18 protein-coding genes are annotated in these 17,132 nt (G+C 56.9%); 7 read left to right on the forward strand and 11 right to left on the reverse strand.

The window, feature by feature from the left end:
* Positions 1-296 precede the first annotated feature (296 nt).
* The 3 genes from tsaA to A7Q03_RS08270 all read right to left on the reverse strand — a co-directional run bounded on the left by tsaA (position 297) and on the right by A7Q03_RS08270 (position 2,570).
* On the reverse strand, positions 297-992 hold the full coding sequence (tsaA, locus tag A7Q03_RS08260) for a tRNA (N6-threonylcarbamoyladenosine(37)-N6)-methyltransferase TrmO (RefSeq protein ID WP_067448971.1): 696 nt from the start codon (positions 990-992) through the stop codon (positions 297-299).
* Positions 993-1,235: 243 nt separating this feature from the next.
* Positions 1,236-1,676: an MliC family protein gene (locus tag A7Q03_RS08265; RefSeq protein ID WP_067448921.1), complete on the reverse strand. Its 441-nt coding sequence runs from the start codon at positions 1,674-1,676 to the stop codon at positions 1,236-1,238.
* Between the two features lie 255 nt (positions 1,677-1,931).
* A complete protein-coding gene (locus A7Q03_RS08270; protein ID WP_067448923.1) occupies positions 1,932-2,570 on the reverse strand; it encodes an MBL fold metallo-hydrolase in 639 nt (212 codons plus the stop codon).
* Between the two features lie 129 nt (positions 2,571-2,699).
* Here A7Q03_RS08270 and orn point away from each other — a divergent pair, with 129 nt between their 5' ends.
* From orn to ampD, 3 genes are all read left to right on the forward strand, one after another.
* Positions 2,700-3,281, forward strand: a complete 582-nt coding sequence (gene orn / locus A7Q03_RS08275) for an oligoribonuclease (RefSeq protein ID WP_067440276.1) — start codon at positions 2,700-2,702, stop codon at positions 3,279-3,281.
* A gap of 149 nt (positions 3,282-3,430) precedes the next feature.
* Positions 3,431-5,074, forward strand: a complete 1,644-nt coding sequence (gene pgi, locus A7Q03_RS08280; protein ID WP_067448925.1) for a glucose-6-phosphate isomerase — start codon at positions 3,431-3,433, stop codon at positions 5,072-5,074.
* A gap of 52 nt (positions 5,075-5,126) precedes the next feature.
* On the forward strand, positions 5,127-5,690 hold the full coding sequence (gene ampD / locus A7Q03_RS08285; RefSeq protein ID WP_067448927.1) for a 1,6-anhydro-N-acetylmuramyl-L-alanine amidase AmpD: 564 nt from the start codon (positions 5,127-5,129) through the stop codon (positions 5,688-5,690).
* Between the two features lie 55 nt (positions 5,691-5,745).
* On the opposite strand, the gene A7Q03_RS08290 is transcribed toward ampD, so the two are convergent.
* From A7Q03_RS08290 to A7Q03_RS10270, 3 genes are all read right to left on the reverse strand, one after another.
* A complete protein-coding gene (locus A7Q03_RS08290; RefSeq protein WP_067448929.1) occupies positions 5,746-6,240 on the reverse strand; it encodes a winged helix-turn-helix transcriptional regulator in 495 nt (164 codons plus the stop codon).
* 195 nt (positions 6,241-6,435) lie between these two features.
* Positions 6,436-8,541: a polyribonucleotide nucleotidyltransferase gene (pnp, locus tag A7Q03_RS08295; protein WP_067448931.1), complete on the reverse strand. Its 2,106-nt coding sequence runs from the start codon at positions 8,539-8,541 to the stop codon at positions 6,436-6,438.
* Positions 8,542-8,752: 211 nt separating this feature from the next.
* Positions 8,753-8,923 (reverse strand): hypothetical protein, encoded by a 171-nt coding sequence (locus tag A7Q03_RS10270; RefSeq protein ID WP_153705681.1) that lies wholly within the window; start codon positions 8,921-8,923, stop codon positions 8,753-8,755.
* A gap of 114 nt (positions 8,924-9,037) precedes the next feature.
* On the opposite strand from A7Q03_RS10270, the gene yccS reads away from it, so the two are divergent.
* Positions 9,038-11,233, forward strand: a complete 2,196-nt coding sequence (gene yccS, locus A7Q03_RS08300; RefSeq protein ID WP_067448973.1) for a YccS family putative transporter — start codon at positions 9,038-9,040, stop codon at positions 11,231-11,233.
* A gap of 256 nt (positions 11,234-11,489) precedes the next feature.
* Here yccS and dusA read toward each other — a convergent pair whose 3' ends face one another.
* Positions 11,490-12,530: a tRNA dihydrouridine(20/20a) synthase DusA gene (gene dusA / locus A7Q03_RS08305; protein ID WP_082880729.1), complete on the reverse strand. Its 1,041-nt coding sequence runs from the start codon at positions 12,528-12,530 to the stop codon at positions 11,490-11,492.
* 291 nt (positions 12,531-12,821) lie between these two features.
* Here dusA and A7Q03_RS08310 point away from each other — a divergent pair, with 291 nt between their 5' ends.
* From A7Q03_RS08310 to A7Q03_RS08315, 3 genes are all read left to right on the forward strand, one after another.
* Entirely contained in the window at positions 12,822-13,769 is a 948-nt protein-coding gene (locus A7Q03_RS08310) for a tyrosine-type recombinase/integrase (RefSeq protein WP_369814464.1), read from the forward strand.
* A gap of 86 nt (positions 13,770-13,855) precedes the next feature.
* Positions 13,856-14,047 (forward strand): type II toxin-antitoxin system HicA family toxin, encoded by a 192-nt coding sequence (locus A7Q03_RS09920; RefSeq protein ID WP_082880730.1) that lies wholly within the window; start codon positions 13,856-13,858, stop codon positions 14,045-14,047.
* 243 nt (positions 14,048-14,290) lie between these two features.
* Positions 14,291-14,716 carry a type II toxin-antitoxin system HicB family antitoxin gene (locus A7Q03_RS08315; protein WP_067448935.1) on the forward strand — a complete coding sequence of 142 codons (426 nt, stop codon included), beginning with the start codon at positions 14,291-14,293 and terminating at the stop codon, positions 14,714-14,716.
* A 53-nt stretch (positions 14,717-14,769) separates the two neighbouring features.
* On the opposite strand, the gene A7Q03_RS10650 is transcribed toward A7Q03_RS08315, so the two are convergent.
* From A7Q03_RS10650 to A7Q03_RS08330, 4 genes are all read right to left on the reverse strand, one after another.
* A complete protein-coding gene (locus A7Q03_RS10650) occupies positions 14,770-15,435 on the reverse strand; it encodes a site-specific DNA-methyltransferase (protein ID WP_067448937.1) in 666 nt (221 codons plus the stop codon).
* Between the two features lie 84 nt (positions 15,436-15,519).
* The gene (locus tag A7Q03_RS08325; protein WP_067448939.1) at positions 15,520-16,017 is read right to left on the reverse strand and encodes a lysis system i-spanin subunit Rz; all 498 of its coding nucleotides are present in this window, start codon (positions 16,015-16,017) and stop codon (positions 15,520-15,522) included.
* 3 nt (positions 16,018-16,020) lie between these two features.
* Positions 16,021-16,188 carry a hypothetical protein gene (locus tag A7Q03_RS10275; RefSeq protein ID WP_156502950.1) on the reverse strand — a complete coding sequence of 56 codons (168 nt, stop codon included), beginning with the start codon at positions 16,186-16,188 and terminating at the stop codon, positions 16,021-16,023.
* Positions 16,189-16,193: 5 nt separating this feature from the next.
* Positions 16,194-16,742: a TIGR02594 family protein gene (locus A7Q03_RS08330; RefSeq protein ID WP_067448941.1), complete on the reverse strand. Its 549-nt coding sequence runs from the start codon at positions 16,740-16,742 to the stop codon at positions 16,194-16,196.
* Positions 16,743-17,132 lie beyond the last annotated feature (390 nt).

Here is a 17,132-nt window from a genome sequence, read left to right on the forward strand (position 1 = left end):
CAGCACGGAATTTTGCCACCGGGGCAAACCCGGCAATATGACCAACTAACGTGATTTTTCAATCTCAGCAGCCGGAATTAGGCTGGTTGACTGTTGAATTTCAAGCGTCTTAACACTTTGCCTGATACAGGCGAACAAGCCAAATTCTTTTGCGAATCTTTGCGTAAGCCGGGCGGGATATCACGGATGTTATGCTTATTTAAGCCCGGCAGGGGATTGAGCTTTATTTTAGCTTCACAGAAACTCAGCCTTGGCTGTGCCAAGACATCGTTTGAACTACGTTGAAGCTGGCACTTTCAGGTAGCCTTGCCTTCTGCCTCCATCACTGCTTCAATTAAAGCTGTTCCGTTTTCAATTCGAAACGCCACTTCCCAATCTTCCACTGCCATCTTATATACACGCTGCGGCGTATCCTGATAAGCCGGGCGCGGGTCTTGAGCGATGCTTTGTTCAAGCAACAGGCGGATAGTTGATGGCAAGGTGGTAGCTGTTTCCTCATTTAGCCAAGCTACTTCGAGCGGCACGGGTGGAATGGTGGCGAAGCCTGAAGCAGCATCGGGCTGAGCCTCCACAAAGGGCAGATAGGGCTTGATATCTAACACCGGCGTGCCATCGAGCAAATCCGCTCCGCCACACCATAGCCGTACTCCACCATCGGTTTCAATGCGCTCCAGCTTGAGTAGGGAAAGCCCCAACGGGTTGGGCCGGAACGGGCTGCGCGTGGCAAATACGCCCATTTTCCGGTTACCGCCCAAACGCGGCGGCCGCACCAAAGGCTGCCAGCCTGCCCCGGCCACGCCGTGAAACACGAACTGCACCCAAATATGGCTGAAGCTTCCCAACCCGCGCACGCAATCGGCAGGAAACTCGGGCAGCAGCTCGATATACACCTGGGCGGAAGGCACCAAGCCGGGCTGGCGCGGCACACCGAATTTCTGTTTATAAGGAGAGCGAACGTAGGCGATGGCTTGCAGGATATGGGTGGCTGGCATGGCTTGGAGCAATCAATATGAGCATAGAGTGAGATAAAAGGCTACCTGAAAACGCCAACTTCAGCAAAGCTGGAGCTGAGTTTCTGCGAAGCTGAAATTAAGTTTTGGCAAAGCAGCAAGGTGATGGCATCACAACGCCGCCTTACTGCGTCCTCCATTTTCTGCCCCAATGAAAACCGGCAACCTCGGAATTCTCGGGCTGCCGGCCTGATTTCACTAATGCGGCGTTGAATTTAAATCAGCTTACTGCTGGCGTTGGCAAGCGGTTTCTACGCGGTTGCCATAGGGGTCTTTGAAGCTGAACGCAGCTTCGTTGCCCTTGCGGTGCCACTCGGCGCCGCTGCCGAACAGGCCGCGGTTGCTGGTGTAGCGCTCGCCGGAGCCAGAAGTAGCGCGGTTGAGCACAGCGCTCTTGTCGTCAAGCTGCAGGCTCACGCGGTCGGTACCTTGCTGGCGCACAGTTACAGACAGGCCATTTTCACAGCTGAAACGCTCGGCACCGTGTGCGCGGCGCTCGCCACGACGCTCGTGGCGCGGAGCCGGCTCGTTGCCCGGGTCTTGCATGCTGTTTTCATGGCGTTGGTGATGGTGATGACGATGGCCGTCGTCTTGCGGGGCAGGCGCCACGCAGGCGGTCAGCAACAAAGCCAAAGAGGCCGGTACAGCCCAAGTACGTACTTTCATTGTGTATTTCCTATAAAATGAGAAAATACCGCCATAGCCGGCGGCGAGAACATCTTAGCCCAAAGTGTGCGGCATAAAAAGGGGGGTTAACCAAGATTTACGGCAATATCTTCTGGCGAAAAGGCTACCTGAAAGTGTTTGGTCGCTTTCAGGTAGCCTTTGTTTTGGCAAGCCTAAGCTTTGGTTTTCGTGTTTTTCAGGTAGCCTCTTTATAAGACAGGCTGTATGTATCGATTGCCCTGCCGCCTGTGGGTTTTAATCCCGCAAAAACGGATTGTGTTGTTTTTCGTGGCCGATGGTGGTGCTGCGGCCGTGGCCGGGCAGCACTATGGTGTTTTCGGGTAACGCCAGCAGTTTCCCGCGGATATTGTGTAGCAAGTCGGCGTGGCTGCTTCGTTCGAAATCGGTGCGGCCGATGGATTCGTAGAACAACACGTCGCCGGCAATCAGCAGGTTTTGTTCGGCGCAGTAAAACACCACATGGCCGGGCGTGTGGCCGGGGATGTGCAGCACTTGGAAGCGGTACGCGCCCACGTTCAACTCGTCGCCCTCTTCCAGCCAGCGACTCGGGCTCACCGGCTGGGACACGGGAAAACCAAAGTTGGCGGTGATTTCTGGCAGGTTGTCGAGCAGCCATTGGTCGTCGCGGTGTGGGCCGATTACCGGCAGCGGGGTATGCTGAATCATCTCGGCCACGCCGCCGGCATGGTCGAGGTGGCCGTGGGTGAGCCAGACGGCCTTGGGCTGCACGCCGAGCTTGGCGGCTTCTTCCAGCAGCTGCGGCACATCGCCACCTACGTCGATCCACACGGCTTCTTTGCTTTCTTCATCCCACAAAAGTGAGCAATTTTGGCGGAAGGGGGTAACGGCGAACACGGTAAGGTTGAGCGGCATGAGCGGGCTTTCTATAGATAAAGTTTTCAGGTAGCCAGCATTGTGCCGCCGTATCTGCTCGCGGTAAACCTTTTTAAGATTTGGCGTATCCGCTACAATGCACCATTTATCCTCTTTGCGAGCAAGTTCATGCACACTCCGCCCAATCCCAATCCCCTCAACCTCTGCTGGCTCGATATGGAAATGACCGGTCTCAACCCCGAGCACGACCGCATTATCGAAGCCGCCGTGGTGGTTACCGATGCCGATTTAAACATCCTCGCCCAATCCGAATCCTACGCCATCCACCAAAGCGACGAATTGCTCAACAGCATGGATGCCTGGAACACCAGCACCCACGAGCGCACCGGCCTCACCCGGCGCGTGAAAGATTCCACGCTTTCCGAAGCCGAAGTAGAACAACGCCTGCTTGATTTCGTGGCGCAATGGGCACCGCAAAGCGCAAGCCCCTTGTGCGGCAACACTGTACACCAAGACCGACGCTTCATGCAGCGCTACATGCCCCGCCTCGAAGCCTGGTTCCACTACCGCAACCTTGACGTATCCACCCTCAAAGAGCTCGCCCGCCGCTGGCATCCCGCCGCCTACAAAAGTTTCAGTAAAAAAGGCTCGCACTGCGCGTTGGACGACATCTTGGAGAGCATCGAAGAATTACGCCACTACCGCCGAACCTTCCTGCGCCTGCCCGAGGCTGAGAAAGAGGCTATCTGAAAGTGCAAGCTTCAACGGAGTTAAAACGCGAGCACAGCGAAGTTTCTGCGAAGCAAAAACCTGTTTCACCTTTTCAGGTAGCCTCTCCCAACCCGCACAAACCCACACCATGACCCGCAAAATCCTCCTTCCCACACACTAAACCCACCATGCTCCCTACCTCCCTACCCGCCTGGCAAGCCCTAGCCGACCACCGCCGCGCCACCGCGCACCTCCACTTGCGCGAGCGCTTCGCCGCCGAGCCGGACCGTTTCGAGCGGATGCACGCCGAACTCAACGGCCTCCTGCTCGACTACAGCAAAAACCTCATCGGCGAAGACACCCTCGATTTGCTCTGTCGCCTAGCCGACGAATCCGGCGCGGCCGAATTGCGCCGCCAAATGTATGCCGGCGAAAAAATCAATCTGAGCGAACACCGCGCCGTGCTGCACACCGCCCTGAGGTTACCTGAAACCGCCGCGCCCGTGTATGTGGACGGCATCGATATCGTGCCCCAAGTGCACGCCGAATTAAACCGCGCCCTCGATTTCGCCGAACGCCTGCAAAACGGCACGCACACGGGCTGCACCGGATTGCCCATCCGTGATGTGGTGAACATCGGCATCGGCGGCTCGGATTTGGGCCCGCGCATGGTGGTGCAAGCCCTCGCCCCCTATCGGCAAAACCTGAACGTACACTTCGCCGCCAATCTCGACAGCGCCGATTTAGACGGCATCCTGCGCCGCGTAGAACCCGAAACCACGCTGTTTATCGTGGCCAGCAAATCCTTCCGCACCCCCGAAACCCTGCTCAACGCCCAAGCCGCGCGCCGCTGGTTTCTGCAATCCGGCCGCAGCGAAGCCGACATCGCCCGGCACTTCGCCGCCGTATCGGCCAATGTGGCCGCCGCCGCCGCCGAATTCGGCATCGCCCCGCAAAACGTGTTCGGCATGTTCGGCTGGGTGGGCGGGCGCTATTCCGTGTGGTCGGCCATCGGCCTGCCCGTGATGTGCGCCATTGGCCGCGAACATTTCCGCGAATTCCTGCGCGGCGGGCACGATATGGACGAGCACTTCCTGCACGCCCCGTGGCGGCACAACATCCCAGCCCTGCTCGCCCTCATCGGCATCTGGCAGCAAAACTTCTGCGGCAGCACCAGCCACATCGTCATCCCCTACAGCCACGGCCTGCGCCGCCTGAGTGCCCACCTCCAGCAGCTCGATATGGAAAGCAACGGCAAAAGCCGCAACCGCCACGGCAACCCCGTGGATTTCGCCACCGGCGCCGCCATTTGGGGCGAAGCCGGCGTCAACTGCCAGCACGCCTTCTTCCAGCTCATCCACCAAGGCACGCAGGTGATTCCCGTCGATTTCATCGTCCCCCTCAGCGGCGAAGGGGCAGACGACGGCCGCCACCTCCGGCTCGTGGCCAACGCCTTCGCCCAAGCCGAAGCCCTTATGCGCGGCAAAAGCGAAGCCGAAGCCCGCGCCGAAACGGCCGGCAAAGGGCTGCCTGAAAGCGAACAAGCCGCCCTCGCCCGCCAGCGCAGCTTCCCCGGCAACCGCCCCAGCAACACCATCCTCGTCGAACGCATCACGCCCTACACCCTCGGCCTGATTCTCGCCATGTACGAACACAAAGTCTTCATGCAAGGCGCCGTGTGGGGCATCAACTCCTTCGACCAATGGGGCGTGGAATACGGCAAAGAACTCGTCCAAACCATCCTGCCTGAACTGCAAGGCGCATCCCCCGCCGGGCACGACCCCTCCACCGCCGCCCTGATCCAACGCTACCGGCAGCAGATAGCCAAATAGCCTTCCCTGTCAACCCGCTATAATCCCCATCCCATCTCTTCGGAATCCCATCATGACCACAACTTGGCACAATGGCTGGTGGCAGGGCGCAGTGCATTGCCCTTCACCCAACTTCTCGTCCCGCCCCGCCGGCGAAACCGTTTCTCTGGTGGTGCTGCACAACATCTCCCTGCCGCCCTTCGAATACGGCGGCAGCGCCATCCGCGATTTGTTCACCAACCGCATCAACCCGCAGGCGCACCCCTTCTTCCCGCAGCTGGTGGATTTGCGCGTGTCCAGCCATTTTCTGATTGAACGCAGCGGGCAGGTGGTGCAGTTTGTGTCGGGCAACGACGCGGCACACCACGCCGGCGTGTCGCAATATCGCGGCCGCAGCGGCTGCAACGCTTTTTCGCTCGGCATCGAGCTGGAAGGCTGCGATTTCGAACCTTTCACCGAGGCACAATACCAAGCCCTGATTCCGCTGCTGCACAGCATGGCGGCGCACTACCCCATCGAAGCCGTAACCGGCCACCAACACATTGCCCCCGGCCGCAAAAGCGACCCCGGCCACTTTTTCGACTGGCCTCGACTGGCCGCTGCGGGCGTGGTGCTGGCAAAGGGGGTTATGGATTAACCGTTGCTGCAACAATTTAAGAAAGGCTACCTGAAATTTTCAGGTAGCCTTTGGTTTACCCTTCCCAATCTTCCAAGGCCAGCGGCCCGTTTTCCTTTACTTCCTCCATCACCACATAGCTGCGGCTTTCCACGGCGGAAGGCAGTTGCAGCAGGATTTTGCCGAGCATATCGCGGTAGGCGGACATATTTTGCAGTCGCACTTTAATGAGGTAGTCGTATTCGCCGGACACGAGGTGGCATTCGAGGATTTGCGGGATTTTCAGCACTTCGCGGCGGAATTCTTCAAAAATATCGCCGGATTTGGAATGCAGTTTGATTTCCACAAATACCAGCAAGCCGTAGCCCAAGCGGGCGGGGTTGAGGCGGGCATGGTAGCCGCTGATGTAGCCGTCGCGCTCCAAGCGGCGCACGCGTTCGGTTACGGGGGTGGCAGATAGGCCGACGCGTTCGGCCAGCTCGGTCATGCTCAGGCGGGCATTTTCCTGCAAGAGCTTGAGGATGTGGTGGTCGATGCTGTCGGCTTCTTTGAAGGTGGGGCGGTTGGGCATGGGCTTCTCCTATCATTATCGTGATTGAAATAAGAATGCTGCTGCGTTGCCTGGCCGTACGTGGGAGCCGTCTGCGACCAGTCGCCTCGTCCCATTCTTATTTTAATCCGCTATGAAAGCACTTCTCTGTAGTTTCAAATAAAGGCTACCTGAAAAGGTTTCAGGTAGCCTTTGCTTTATCTAATCATCCTGCGCTTATTGTTCGCGGGTTTGATCCAGCAGGGCTTTCATGGAAAGGCGAACGCGGCCGCGGTCGTCCACTTCCAGCGCTTTCACGCGCACGTTTTGGCCGACTCTGAGGTAGTCGTTCACGTCTTTCACGCGCTCGTGGGCGATTTGGCTGATGTGCACCAGGCCGTCTTTTCCGGGCATCACGGATACGATGGCGCCAACGTTGTTGTCCAAAATCTTAATCACCACGCCGTTGTACACCTGGCCCACTTCCACTTCGGCCGTGATTTCTTCGATGCGTTTGCGGGCGGCTTCCACGGCTTCCACATTTACGGCGGCGATGGTGATGGTGCCGTCGTCTTCAATGTTGATTTCGGTGCCGGTTTCGGCGGTGAGGGCGCGGATGGTTTCGCCGCCCTTGCCGATAACGTCGCGGATTTTGTCTTGGTTAATCTTCATGGTGAAGAGGCGCGGGGCGTGCTGCGAGAGCTCCTGCGGGCCGGCCACGGCGGCTTTCATCTGCTCAAGGATGTGCAGGCGGGCTTCTTTGGCCTGTGCCAGGGCAATTTGCATGATTTCTTTGGTGATGCCTTGGATTTTGATGTCCATCTGCAGGGCGGTAACGCCTTCGGTGGTACCAGCTACTTTGAAGTCCATGTCGCCGAGGTGGTCTTCGTCGCCCAAGATGTCGGTGAGCACGGCGAATTTGTTGCCTTCCAGAATCAAGCCCATGGCAATACCGGCCACGTGGGCTTTGAGCGGCACGCCGGCGGAGAGCAGACTCAAGCAGCCGCCGCACACGGAGGCCATGGAAGAAGAACCGTTGGATTCGGTGATTTCAGACACCACGCGCATGGTGTAGCTGAATTCTTCGGGCGAGGGCAGCACGCCGAGCAGGGCGCGTTTGGCCAGGCGGCCGTGGCCGATTTCGCGGCGTTTGGGCGCGCCCATGCGGCCGCATTCGCCGGTGGAATAGGGCGGGAAGTTGTAGTGCAACATGAAGCGGTCGGTGTATTCGCCGCTCAAGGCATCAATGATTTGCTCGTCGCGCTGGGTGCCGAGGGTGGCCACGGCCAGGGCTTGGGTTTCGCCGCGTGTGAAGAGGGCGGAACCGTGGGTGCGCGGCAGCACGCCGGTTTGGATGTTGATGGGGCGCACGGTGCGGGTGTCGCGGCCGTCGATACGCGGCTGGCCGGCCAGAATCTGGCTGCGCACCACATTGGCTTCCAATTGTTTGAAAATGCCTTTGATTTGATTGGCGGCCAGGGTGTCGGTGTCTTCCGTAATCAGCGCGGCTTCCACGGCGGCCCAGGCTTCGTCCAGCTTGGCGGTACGTGCCTGTTTTTGGCGGATTTTGAAGGCTTCGGACACGGTTTGTCCGGCAATTTCCTGCACTTTGGCTACCAGGGCGGCATCGGTTTCGGGCGCTTTCCAGTCCCACACTTCGGGGTTGACCGCGTCGGCCAGCTCGTTGATGGCGCGGATAACGGCCTGCATTTCATTGTGGCCGTATACCACGGCGCCGAGCATCACGTCTTCGGGCAGGATTTGGGCTTCGGATTCCACCATCAGCACGGCTTGCGCGGTGCCGGCCACTACCAAATCCAGCTGCGATTTGGCCAGCTGGGTTTTGGTCGGGTTCAGCACGTATTCGCCGTTCAGGTAGCCCACGCGGGCGGCGCCGATGGGGCCGGCGAAAGGCACGCCGCTCAACACCAGCGCAGCGGAAGCGCCGATCATGGCGGGGATGTCGGAATCGATTTCCGGATCAACCGATACCACCGTGGCCACGATTTGGATGTCGTGGAAGAAGCCTTCGGGGAACAGCGGGCGGATGGGGCGGTCGATCAGGCGGCTGGTGAGGATTTCTTTTTCGCTCTGTTTGCCTTCGCGCTTGAAGAAGCCGCCGGGGATTTTGCCTGCGGCATAGGTGCGCTCCAGATAATCCACGGTGAGCGGGAAGAAATCCTGCCCGGCTTTCACTTCTTTATTGGCAGTAACGGCTACCAGCACCACGGTTTCGCCCATGGATACTTTTACCGCACCCGCAGCCTGACGGGCGATTTCGCCGGTTTCGATGGTTACGGTGTGCTGGCCGTATTGGAAGGATTTGACGTGTTTGTTAAACATTAAGATTCCTTTAGAAGAAGGCCGCTGCCGCTAAAACACTAAACATAAGCCCGCACAGACGCAGGCGCATGGTTAGGGTTTCAGACAGGCAGGGCAGGTTGGAAATAAAACAAAGGCTTGAGGCTACCTGAAAGTGCAGCCCGAAACCGGCGCGCATTCTAACACGCTGCCGGGCAGATTGCACTGTATCAACAAGATAATCTTTCGTTTTTCAGGTATCCCCTTCGTGCATACCCAAGGCTACCTGAAACTGCCTGCACGGTTGGAGCTTTATTGAAACTTTGCTTTCAGGTAGCCTGCCGTTCGCCTTCTCTGCCACAAAAGAAAGCGGGCATACTTGCTGCGGCACGAACAAAATACAATAGGGGTGCTCGTGTTCCATATTTCAAGGCTACCTGAAAACCCTGCCCCGCTGCCGAAGGTGCAGCCCGTATCATGCCGCGCCCGCCTGCGCTAAAATAGCACCCTTTCCCACTCATCCTTGATTTATTCCATCATGCCCCTTATCCCATCCCGGCTCAAATGGCTTTCCGCGCGCGTGCTGGCCGCGCTGCCGATGCTGGTTAGCGTATGCATGGCCGTGCTGGCCGTGTGGTATTGGCAGAAGCCGCTGATGTGTATGCCGTTGGTGCTCGGTGTGATTGCCGGTGGCCTGGTGGATTTAGACAACCGCCTCACCGGCCGCATCCAAAACCTGCTCTCCACCATTGCCGCCTTCAGCGTTTCCTCGCTCACCGTGCAATTTACGTTCGGCCAGCCGCTGCTGTTTCTGCCCGCGATGACGCTGCTCACCTTCGTGTTTACCCTGTCCGGCGCCATCAGCCTGCGCTACCGCACCGTCTCCTTCGGCACGCTGGTGGTGGCGCTCTACACCATCCTCACCATCAACCACAGCATGGTTTGGTATGCCAACACCCTGCTTATTTTGTGCGGCACGCTGCTCTACAGCGGCAACACCCTGCTGCTGCATCTTATTTTGCCGCACCGCCCCGTGCAAGACAGCATGGCCGCCGCCTATACTGAGCTGGCGGGCTATCTCGACATCAAAGCCCAATTTTTCGACCCCGACGACACCGACCAGCTCGAACAGCGGCAAATCGCGCTGGCCATGCAAAACGGCAAAGTAATCGCCGCCTTCAACCAAGTGCGCAGCGCCTTGTTTTACCGCATGCGCGGCCAGCACCGCCACCCGCGCACCGCCCGCATGCTGCACTACTACTTTGCCGCGCAAGACATCCACGAGCGCGCCAGCTCCAGCTACATCGGCGAATACCGCCGTTTTGTGGCCGAGCTCAGCCACAGCGACCTCATCTTCCGCATCCAGCGGCTGATCGAATGGCAGGCGCAGGCCTGCCGCGATGTGGCGCACAGCCTGCAACGCGGCAGCACGGCGCCGGACAATGCCAAACTGGACAAACTGGCCGCAGGCATCCGCCGCTCGCTCCAACACCACCAATCCACCCAGGCCGATAAGAGCCCACGCAGCCTGCGCCGCCTCATCGACAACCTCTACGGCATCAACTACCAGCTCACCCACCTGGCCGGAGAGCAAGCAGAATACACCGAGGCCAACGAGCAAACCCGCATCGTGCGCGAAGATGCCGGCAGCTGGCGCAGCCATCTCAATATCCTGCGCCGCCACCTCAGCTTCGAATCCGGCGTATTCCGCCACGCTGTGCGGCTTTCCATTGTGGTGTTCCTCTGCATCGCCTTAGTGGAAAGCCTCAAGCTGCCCATGGGCTACTGGGTGCTGCTCACCGCCGTATTCGTGTGCCAGCCCAACTATTCCGCCACCAAAAGCCGCCTTATCCAGCGCGTGGTCGGTACGATGGCCGGCGTGGCCGTCGGCTCGCTGCTGCCTTATTTTACTCCCTCGCTCGCCACCCAATTGGCCGTGGTGGCCGCTTCCAGCACCCTGTTTTTCTTCTTCCGCACCAATAAATACAGCTACTCCACCTTCTTCATCACCATCCAAGCCATCACCAATCTCTACATCGCCGGCCTGCACGGCATCGACGCCCTGCCTTGGCGGCTGCTCGACACCATCGTCGGCTGCGCGCTGGCCTGGTGGGCCGTATCCAGGCTCTGGCCCGACTGGCGCTATCTTTCCCTTGCCCGCACCGCCCAACGTGCCCTCGCCGGCAATGCAGGCTACCTGAAAAGCATCGCCGGCCAGCTCCAACACGGCGGCCAGTGCGACGATGCCGCCTACCGCATCGAACGCCGCCGCGCCCACGAACGCGCTGCCCAACTGAGCAGCACCCTTTCCGACATGTCCGGCGAGCCGAAAAAATACGCCGCGCACCTGCCCGGCGGCTTCACCCTGCTCAAAACCGTTTACGCCGTCAACGGCTATATCTCCGCCCTCGGTGCCTACCGCAGCCGCCTCAGCCCCGGCCAAATCGAGCCCGATTTCAACGCCGCTTTTGCCCGGGCTGCTAACGAAACCGCCCGCCTACTCGAACAGCTGCCCGGCCTGACCGAAGCCGAATTTCAGGTAGCCTACAGCGCCCTACGCCAACAACTCACCGCCCTGCGTCCCGATAGCAGCGCCAGCCTCCACGCCCACACCCTCTGGCAGCAGCTCTCCCTGATCGCTAAACTCCTGTTCCCCGCCTACCAAGCCTTGCAAGACGCGGATGACACCCAAACCGAAACGCAGGAGGCAGCCGCAGCGGACACCAGCGGTTAGGCAATGACAAAAGGCTACCTGAAAGCGTAAGCTTCAACGGAGTTTCTGCGAGGCCAAAAACGCAGCAGATTTTCCGCACAGCGAAGTGCCGCTGCCACGCAGTTAAAACGCGGCTTCCATCGGAGGCCGCGTTGCTATATAGGGTCTTCAGGTAGCCTGCACCTGCAGCCCGGCCATGCTATCCCGCATCATGCAGTTATTCAAACAAACGCCCAAGCAAAAGGCTACCTGAATTTTCAGGTAGCCTTTTATGCAGTTAAACCCCGGCGGAAACTTTCTCCCATGCTTCCAAAATCAATTCGGGGCGGTTGCTTTGCAGCAGGCTAGCATCTGAGAGCATCTGTCGCCACACCCGGGCATGGTTGCGGCCGTGCAGCAGGCCGAGGTAGTGGCACAACATGTGGCGGATGGTGAGGCCGGGGTCGGCAGCGAGCGAGCGCTGCATATAGAGGTAGAGTGCGTGAATCAGGGTGTCGAAATCTGTTTCAGGTAGCCTTTCGCCGTAAAACAGCCTGTCCCACGATTGCATCAACATGGGGTTGTGGTAGGCCTCGCGGCCAATCATCACGCCGTCGACGTGTTGCAGGTGTTCGGCGATTTCGTCATTGGTTTTGATGCCGCCGTTGATGATGATTTCCAACTGGAGAAAATCCTGCTTGAGGCGGTATACGTAGTCGTATTTCAAGGGCGGCACGTCGCGGTTTTCTTTGGGCGAAAGGCCTTCCAACCAGGCATTGCGGGCGTGGACGATATAGGTGCGGCAGGCGGTTTTGTCGGCGAGCGTGCCCACGAAGTCGCACACGGTTTGGTATTCGGTTTGGCGGTCGATGCCGATACGGTGTTTCACGGTTACGGCGCAATCGGGCGTAGCTTCCTGCATGGCGTTGAGGCAATCGGCCACCAAATCCACCTCGTTCATCAAGCAGGCGCCGAACGCGCCTTTTTGTACGCGCGGGCTGGGGCAGCCGCAGTTGAGGTTGATTTCGTCATAGCCCCAGCCTGCTGCGATGGCGGCGGCCTTGGCCAAATCGGCCGGGTTGCTGCCGCCCAGCTGCAGGGCAACCGGGTTTTCGCTTTCGTCTTTGCCTAAAAAGCGCTCGGCCTGGCCATGGATGATGGCGCCGGCATGAATCATTTCGGTGTAGAGCCAGGCATGGCGGCTGATTTGGCGTGCCATGTAGCGATAATGCCGGTCTGTCCAGTCCAGCATCGGGGCTACCGAAAGGCGGCGTGTACCAACATAATCAGCATCTTGCTTGTTTGTATTTGCTTTTTCTGGGTTTTCGGTTTGTATCATTTCGGATTATTTCGGTTTATTTTTGCTTATTTCCGTTTATTTGTTGTACCATAAATGCACCATTTTTGATTTTTTACCGATGGTGCAAATATGGGAACGATCACAAGGCGTACAAACCCCAGCGGGGCTGTGGTGTATCGGGCGCAAGTCCGCATAAAAAAGGCGGATGCGCCCGCTTATAGCGAGTCTAAAACATTTACGAAAAAAGCTCTAGCCGCCGAATGGCTCAAGCGGCGCGAAGCTGAGATTGAGGCAAACCCAGATTTGATATTTGGCATCCAAAAAATGCGGATGCCAACACTTGCCGCCGCCATCGATAGCTACCTAGCCGAGCTGCCGGCAGTTGGTCGCAGCAAAAAGCAGGGACTGTTGTTTCTGCGCGGCTTTCGGATTGCCGCGCTGCCGCTGGATAAAATTACGCGCGATCAGGTGGCCTTATTCGCCCAACAGCGCCGAACCGGCCTGCCGGAATTAGGATTAAAGCCGGTTAAACCACCCACTATTTTGCAGGATATACAGTATATCCGCGTGGTAATCAAACACGCATTTTATGTTTGGAATTTGAAGGTTAGCTGGCAAGAGATTGATTTTGCCCTCGAGGGACTGGAGAGAGGGAGGATAGTTGACCGCCCTACCATCCGCAACCGCCTACCGAGCAGCGAAGAGTTGCAGAGCCTAACCAACCATTTTTATCAGGCGTATGCCTGGCGGAAAACAACCGCCGTACCCATGCACCTGATTATGTGGCTGGCGATTTATACCTGCCGCCGACAAGATGAGATATGCCGCATGATGCTGGCCGATTTTGACCGTGAGCACGGCGAATGGCTGATCCACGATGTGAAACACCCGGACGGCAGCCGGGGCAACGATAAATCATTTGTTATCAGCCCGGCGGCGCTGCAGGTAATCGACGAGCTGCTGCAAGATAGCGTGCAGCGTGGCATGGCGCGACTCGGCGGACGCCCGGGCAGCCTTGTGCCACTCAAAGCCACCACCATCAGCGCCCAATTCACCCGCGCCTGCAAAGTGCTGGACATCCACGACCTGCGCTTCCACGACCTGCGCCACGAAGGCGCAACGCGGCTGGCCGAAGACGGCGCCACCATCCCGCAAATCCAGCGCACCACCCTGCACGACAGCTGGAGCAGCCTACAGCGCTACGTCAATCTGCGGCGGCGGGGCGACAGGCTGGATTTCGTTGAGGCTATGGATAAAGCTAAAAGCCCAGTAGTATAAATACACACGAATACACACAAAATATTTGACAATTATTTTTTCTGTGTGTAATAATACACACACTGTCTTTTTTGAGAGATCCCTAAATGAAAAGCAGCCACGAAATCATCAAAATCCTAGAAGCCAACGGCTGGGTGTCGAAAAGAGTAAACGGCAGCCACCATATCTTTTACAAGGAGGGTATGAAATTTCCAATTACGATTTCTCACCCGAGGAAAAATTTAACAATCGGACAAATCAAAGATATAGAAAGGAAATCAGGTCTAAAATTAAGATAGTAGATATGATGGATCTAAAATTGTAGGTAGTAATGCTCCTAGACACCTAATACAAAATATTGAACTAAATTTTATACATAGAACATACTACATAAAATATTGAACTAAATTTTATACATAGAACATACTACATAAAATATTGAACTAAATTTTATACATAGAACATACTACATAAAATATTGAACTAAATTTTATACATAGAACATACTACATAAAATATTAGGTCGAGGTAGGAGTCAAAATATGAAAGCTTTCGCATTAGCCATCTTCAAAGACGCAGATAATCCCACTTACGGCGTGGTTGTGCCCGATGTGCCGGGCTGCTACCCGTGCGGCGACAGCATCGAAGCCGCGATTGAGGACAGCAAATCAGCCATCAAAGCGCATATCGAATTCATGCTGGAAAATGATTTGGAAATAGATTTAGCTACACGGCCGATTGAAGAATTGCGCACCGATCCAGATTATGCCGACGCTGTAGCGTGGGGCATTGCCGAAATAGACGAAAGCGCCCTGTCCGCCAAGCAAACCCGCTTTAATGTGAGCTGGCCCGAATATCTGTTGGCACGGGTTGACCAATATGCTGCAGATAATCACGACACCCGTTCCGGCTTTTTGGCTAAAGCCGCACTGGCGGCAATTGAAAAAAAAGTGAAAGCAACAGTTTAACCGCCGAAGGCTGCCTGAAAATTCAGGTAGCCTTTTTTTCAGGTAGCCTGAAATCAAAACAACTGCCCTTGCGCCAGTGCGTGCTCAATACGCTGGCAGGCAATATCAAAGTATTTCGGCTCGCGCTCGATGCCGATAAAGCGCCGCCCGCGCTGCAGGGCCGCTACACCCGTGCTGCCTGTGCCCATAAATGGGTCTAACACCAAATCGCCCGGCGCGGATGCGCTGGCAATAGCCTTGTACATCACATACAGCGGCTTTACCGTGGGATGGTCAAAGGGATTTTTTTCGACGTTGCCCACCACAAAACGGGTTTTACTCTCCCAAATGTGGCGGCGGTAGGCGTGCACCATGTATTCCGTGTCCGGCAGATAGGTGCCGCAGGTGAGTGGAGTAGGATTTTTCTTGTTCCAGGTAAGCAGCATCCAGTTCAGGTCTTGTTTTTTTGCTTGGCTGATAATGTCCACAATCTGGCTTTTTGCGCAAAACACAAACCAGTTTTCAAATTGTCCGAGCAAGTCCGTATCAAATCCACTATCGATATTACCTTTGATGTCCTGCAGGTATTTCCGACCTGCACCCATCCCAGCGCCAGACGCACCAATCAAATACGGCGGGTCGGAAATCAGCGCATCCACCTTGTTTTCAGCCAGTACCGCCGGCAAAAGGCCGGCGCAATCACCCAGGTAGAGCGTTGCGCCGGCAAAAGGCCGGCGCAATCACCCAGGTAGAGCGTTGCGCCGGCAAATTCCTGCTTAATCATTTCACACACCTAAAACAAAACCGCCGCAAAGCGGCTGGTTTTACTTATCTGCCGTGCCCGCCACCACGCGCCCGTATGCCTGCCATTCGGCCAGGTCGTTGCGCTGGGTGTCGGCTATTTCTGCCAATCCTGCATATTCTTTCGCGCAGTTGCCGAATAGCTGCCAGCCTCGGGCAGCGGCTTCATCAACCGCGCCGGCGGAGCCGGTGGCTTGGGGCAGGGAGCGACTACGGGCAGCGGCGTAGGCGCGCACGCGCTCAAGCTCGCCGCGCAGATTATCCACAGCAATTTTTGCATTTTCTCTTTCCTTTTCCACTTCGGCCTGCGCGGCGGCCAATTCCGCCTGCGCCTGCCTTTCTTTTTCCAATACTGCACCGGTTTGCTTCGCCAGCGCCTCGGTTTGCTGTTGCTTCAGCTTGGTCTCGGCGGCACGATAGCCCGCGCTGTAGCGCTGCTCACCGTACCAATATTCCCCGCCTACCACCGCCGCCAGTAGCGCGGCAATGGCAAGCGGTTTCCAGTGTTTAACAATCCACATTTTTTACGCTTTCTGCGGCTCGAGCCGCGCTAAAAACTGCCGGTAGTTGCGCAATTCGTGCTCCGCGTGCCGTGCGGCGTAGGCATCGCCGATGGCCTCGGCATCTACCAGCGCCGCCTCCTGCTCGGCAATCATGCGGCGCACCCAATCGGCTGTGTTCTCATCCGCCATACTATCTATGCCTCGCTCTCGCCCTGTTTGCCGGTGGCATCCACCAGCGGCAGCTCGTAGCGGATGGCGGTTGGCTCGGATTTAACGCACTGCTTATCGCGCCAGTAGCTCGGCCAGTAAAAGCGCAGCTCGCTGGCGTTAAACGGAATGATGCTCACGCGGTTGCCTTGGTTTCCGCCCAAGCCCATCAGCCGGCCTTGCTTGTCTTTGCCTACGATAAAAAACACATGATTGCCGCCGGCGCGTTTTTTGACCGCCACGCAGCCATAGGCCGGCTTGCTCAAGCGGGTAAGGTAGCGCTCATCTGCCCACGCCCCGGCGCGATACCACGCAGACACCACGAAGCGGTCGGATTCAGCTAGGCACATACCAACAAACAGCCCGCACCACGCCACCTCGTCGTTTGCCCACCAGGCTTTCTCTTCGCCGTTGTAGCCACCAAACTTAACCAGCCAGCGCAGGATTTCCGGGTTGTGCTGCGGGCCCGGTATCTCACGCAAGCCCAGGTAGCCTTTGCCTTTGGCAATCCACGGCAATTCGGTTTGTTTCGTCATTTTTCACACCTCCAACAAAAAAGCCCGCGCAATGGCGGGCAGAAACGTAAGTCATTGATTTTCCAGCTAGCCGCATATTGGGTATTTTTACACCCAATTAAAAAAATATCCCGTTGTTTTAAAACAGGATATTTCTTGCGATCCAGCTAGCCTTGCTTCAGTTATTAAAGATTACTTAATAACTGGTTTCAGGTAGCCTAAAACCCACGAATTCGGGGGAATTAAGAGTTGTCAAAAATCCTTTGACAACTGGTTTTCAGGCTGCCTGGAAACGTTTTAATTTGGTGGTTTTACACCAGGTTAAATTCCAATTTACTGTTTATTCTGCCGTCTAGCGGCGTGCCTTGAAGGCGGGATTGGCGCGGCAGCTGTCGGCAAACTCTTCCAGCC

The sequence above is a fragment of the Eikenella sp. NML99-0057 genome (assembly GCF_001648535.1).
Taxonomy (GTDB): domain Bacteria; phylum Pseudomonadota; class Gammaproteobacteria; order Burkholderiales; family Neisseriaceae; genus Eikenella; species Eikenella exigua.

What these genes read in the sequence shown, in the direction of transcription:
- tsaA (WP_067448971.1), bottom strand. Translation starts at nt 992, where the DNA reads ATGCCAGCCACCCATATCCTGCAAGCCATCGCCTACGTTCGCTCTCCT.
- A7Q03_RS08265 (WP_067448921.1), bottom strand. Translation starts at nt 1,676, where the DNA reads ATGAAAGTACGTACTTGGGCTGTACCGGCCTCTTTGGCTTTGTTGCTG.
- A7Q03_RS08270 (WP_067448923.1), bottom strand. Translation starts at nt 2,570, where the DNA reads ATGCCGCTCAACCTTACCGTGTTCGCCGTTACCCCCTTCCGCCAAAAT.
- orn (WP_067440276.1), top strand. Translation starts at nt 2,700, where the DNA reads ATGCACACTCCGCCCAATCCCAATCCCCTCAACCTCTGCTGGCTCGAT.
- pgi (WP_067448925.1), top strand. Translation starts at nt 3,431, where the DNA reads ATGCTCCCTACCTCCCTACCCGCCTGGCAAGCCCTAGCCGACCACCGC.
- ampD (WP_067448927.1), top strand. Translation starts at nt 5,127, where the DNA reads ATGACCACAACTTGGCACAATGGCTGGTGGCAGGGCGCAGTGCATTGC.
- A7Q03_RS08290 (WP_067448929.1), bottom strand. Translation starts at nt 6,240, where the DNA reads ATGCCCAACCGCCCCACCTTCAAAGAAGCCGACAGCATCGACCACCAC.
- pnp (WP_067448931.1), bottom strand. Translation starts at nt 8,541, where the DNA reads ATGTTTAACAAACACGTCAAATCCTTCCAATACGGCCAGCACACCGTA.
- A7Q03_RS10270 (WP_153705681.1), bottom strand. Translation starts at nt 8,923, where the DNA reads ATGGAACACGAGCACCCCTATTGTATTTTGTTCGTGCCGCAGCAAGTA.
- yccS (WP_067448973.1), top strand. Translation starts at nt 9,038, where the DNA reads ATGCCCCTTATCCCATCCCGGCTCAAATGGCTTTCCGCGCGCGTGCTG.
- dusA (WP_082880729.1), bottom strand. Translation starts at nt 12,530, where the DNA reads ATGATACAAACCGAAAACCCAGAAAAAGCAAATACAAACAAGCAAGAT.
- A7Q03_RS08310 (WP_369814464.1), top strand. Translation starts at nt 12,822, where the DNA reads ATGCCAACACTTGCCGCCGCCATCGATAGCTACCTAGCCGAGCTGCCG.
- A7Q03_RS09920 (WP_082880730.1), top strand. Translation starts at nt 13,856, where the DNA reads ATGAAAAGCAGCCACGAAATCATCAAAATCCTAGAAGCCAACGGCTGG.
- A7Q03_RS08315 (WP_067448935.1), top strand. Translation starts at nt 14,291, where the DNA reads ATGAAAGCTTTCGCATTAGCCATCTTCAAAGACGCAGATAATCCCACT.
- A7Q03_RS08325 (WP_067448939.1), bottom strand. Translation starts at nt 16,017, where the DNA reads ATGTGGATTGTTAAACACTGGAAACCGCTTGCCATTGCCGCGCTACTG.
- A7Q03_RS10275 (WP_156502950.1), bottom strand. Translation starts at nt 16,188, where the DNA reads ATGGCGGATGAGAACACAGCCGATTGGGTGCGCCGCATGATTGCCGAG.
- A7Q03_RS08330 (WP_067448941.1), bottom strand. Translation starts at nt 16,742, where the DNA reads ATGACGAAACAAACCGAATTGCCGTGGATTGCCAAAGGCAAAGGCTAC.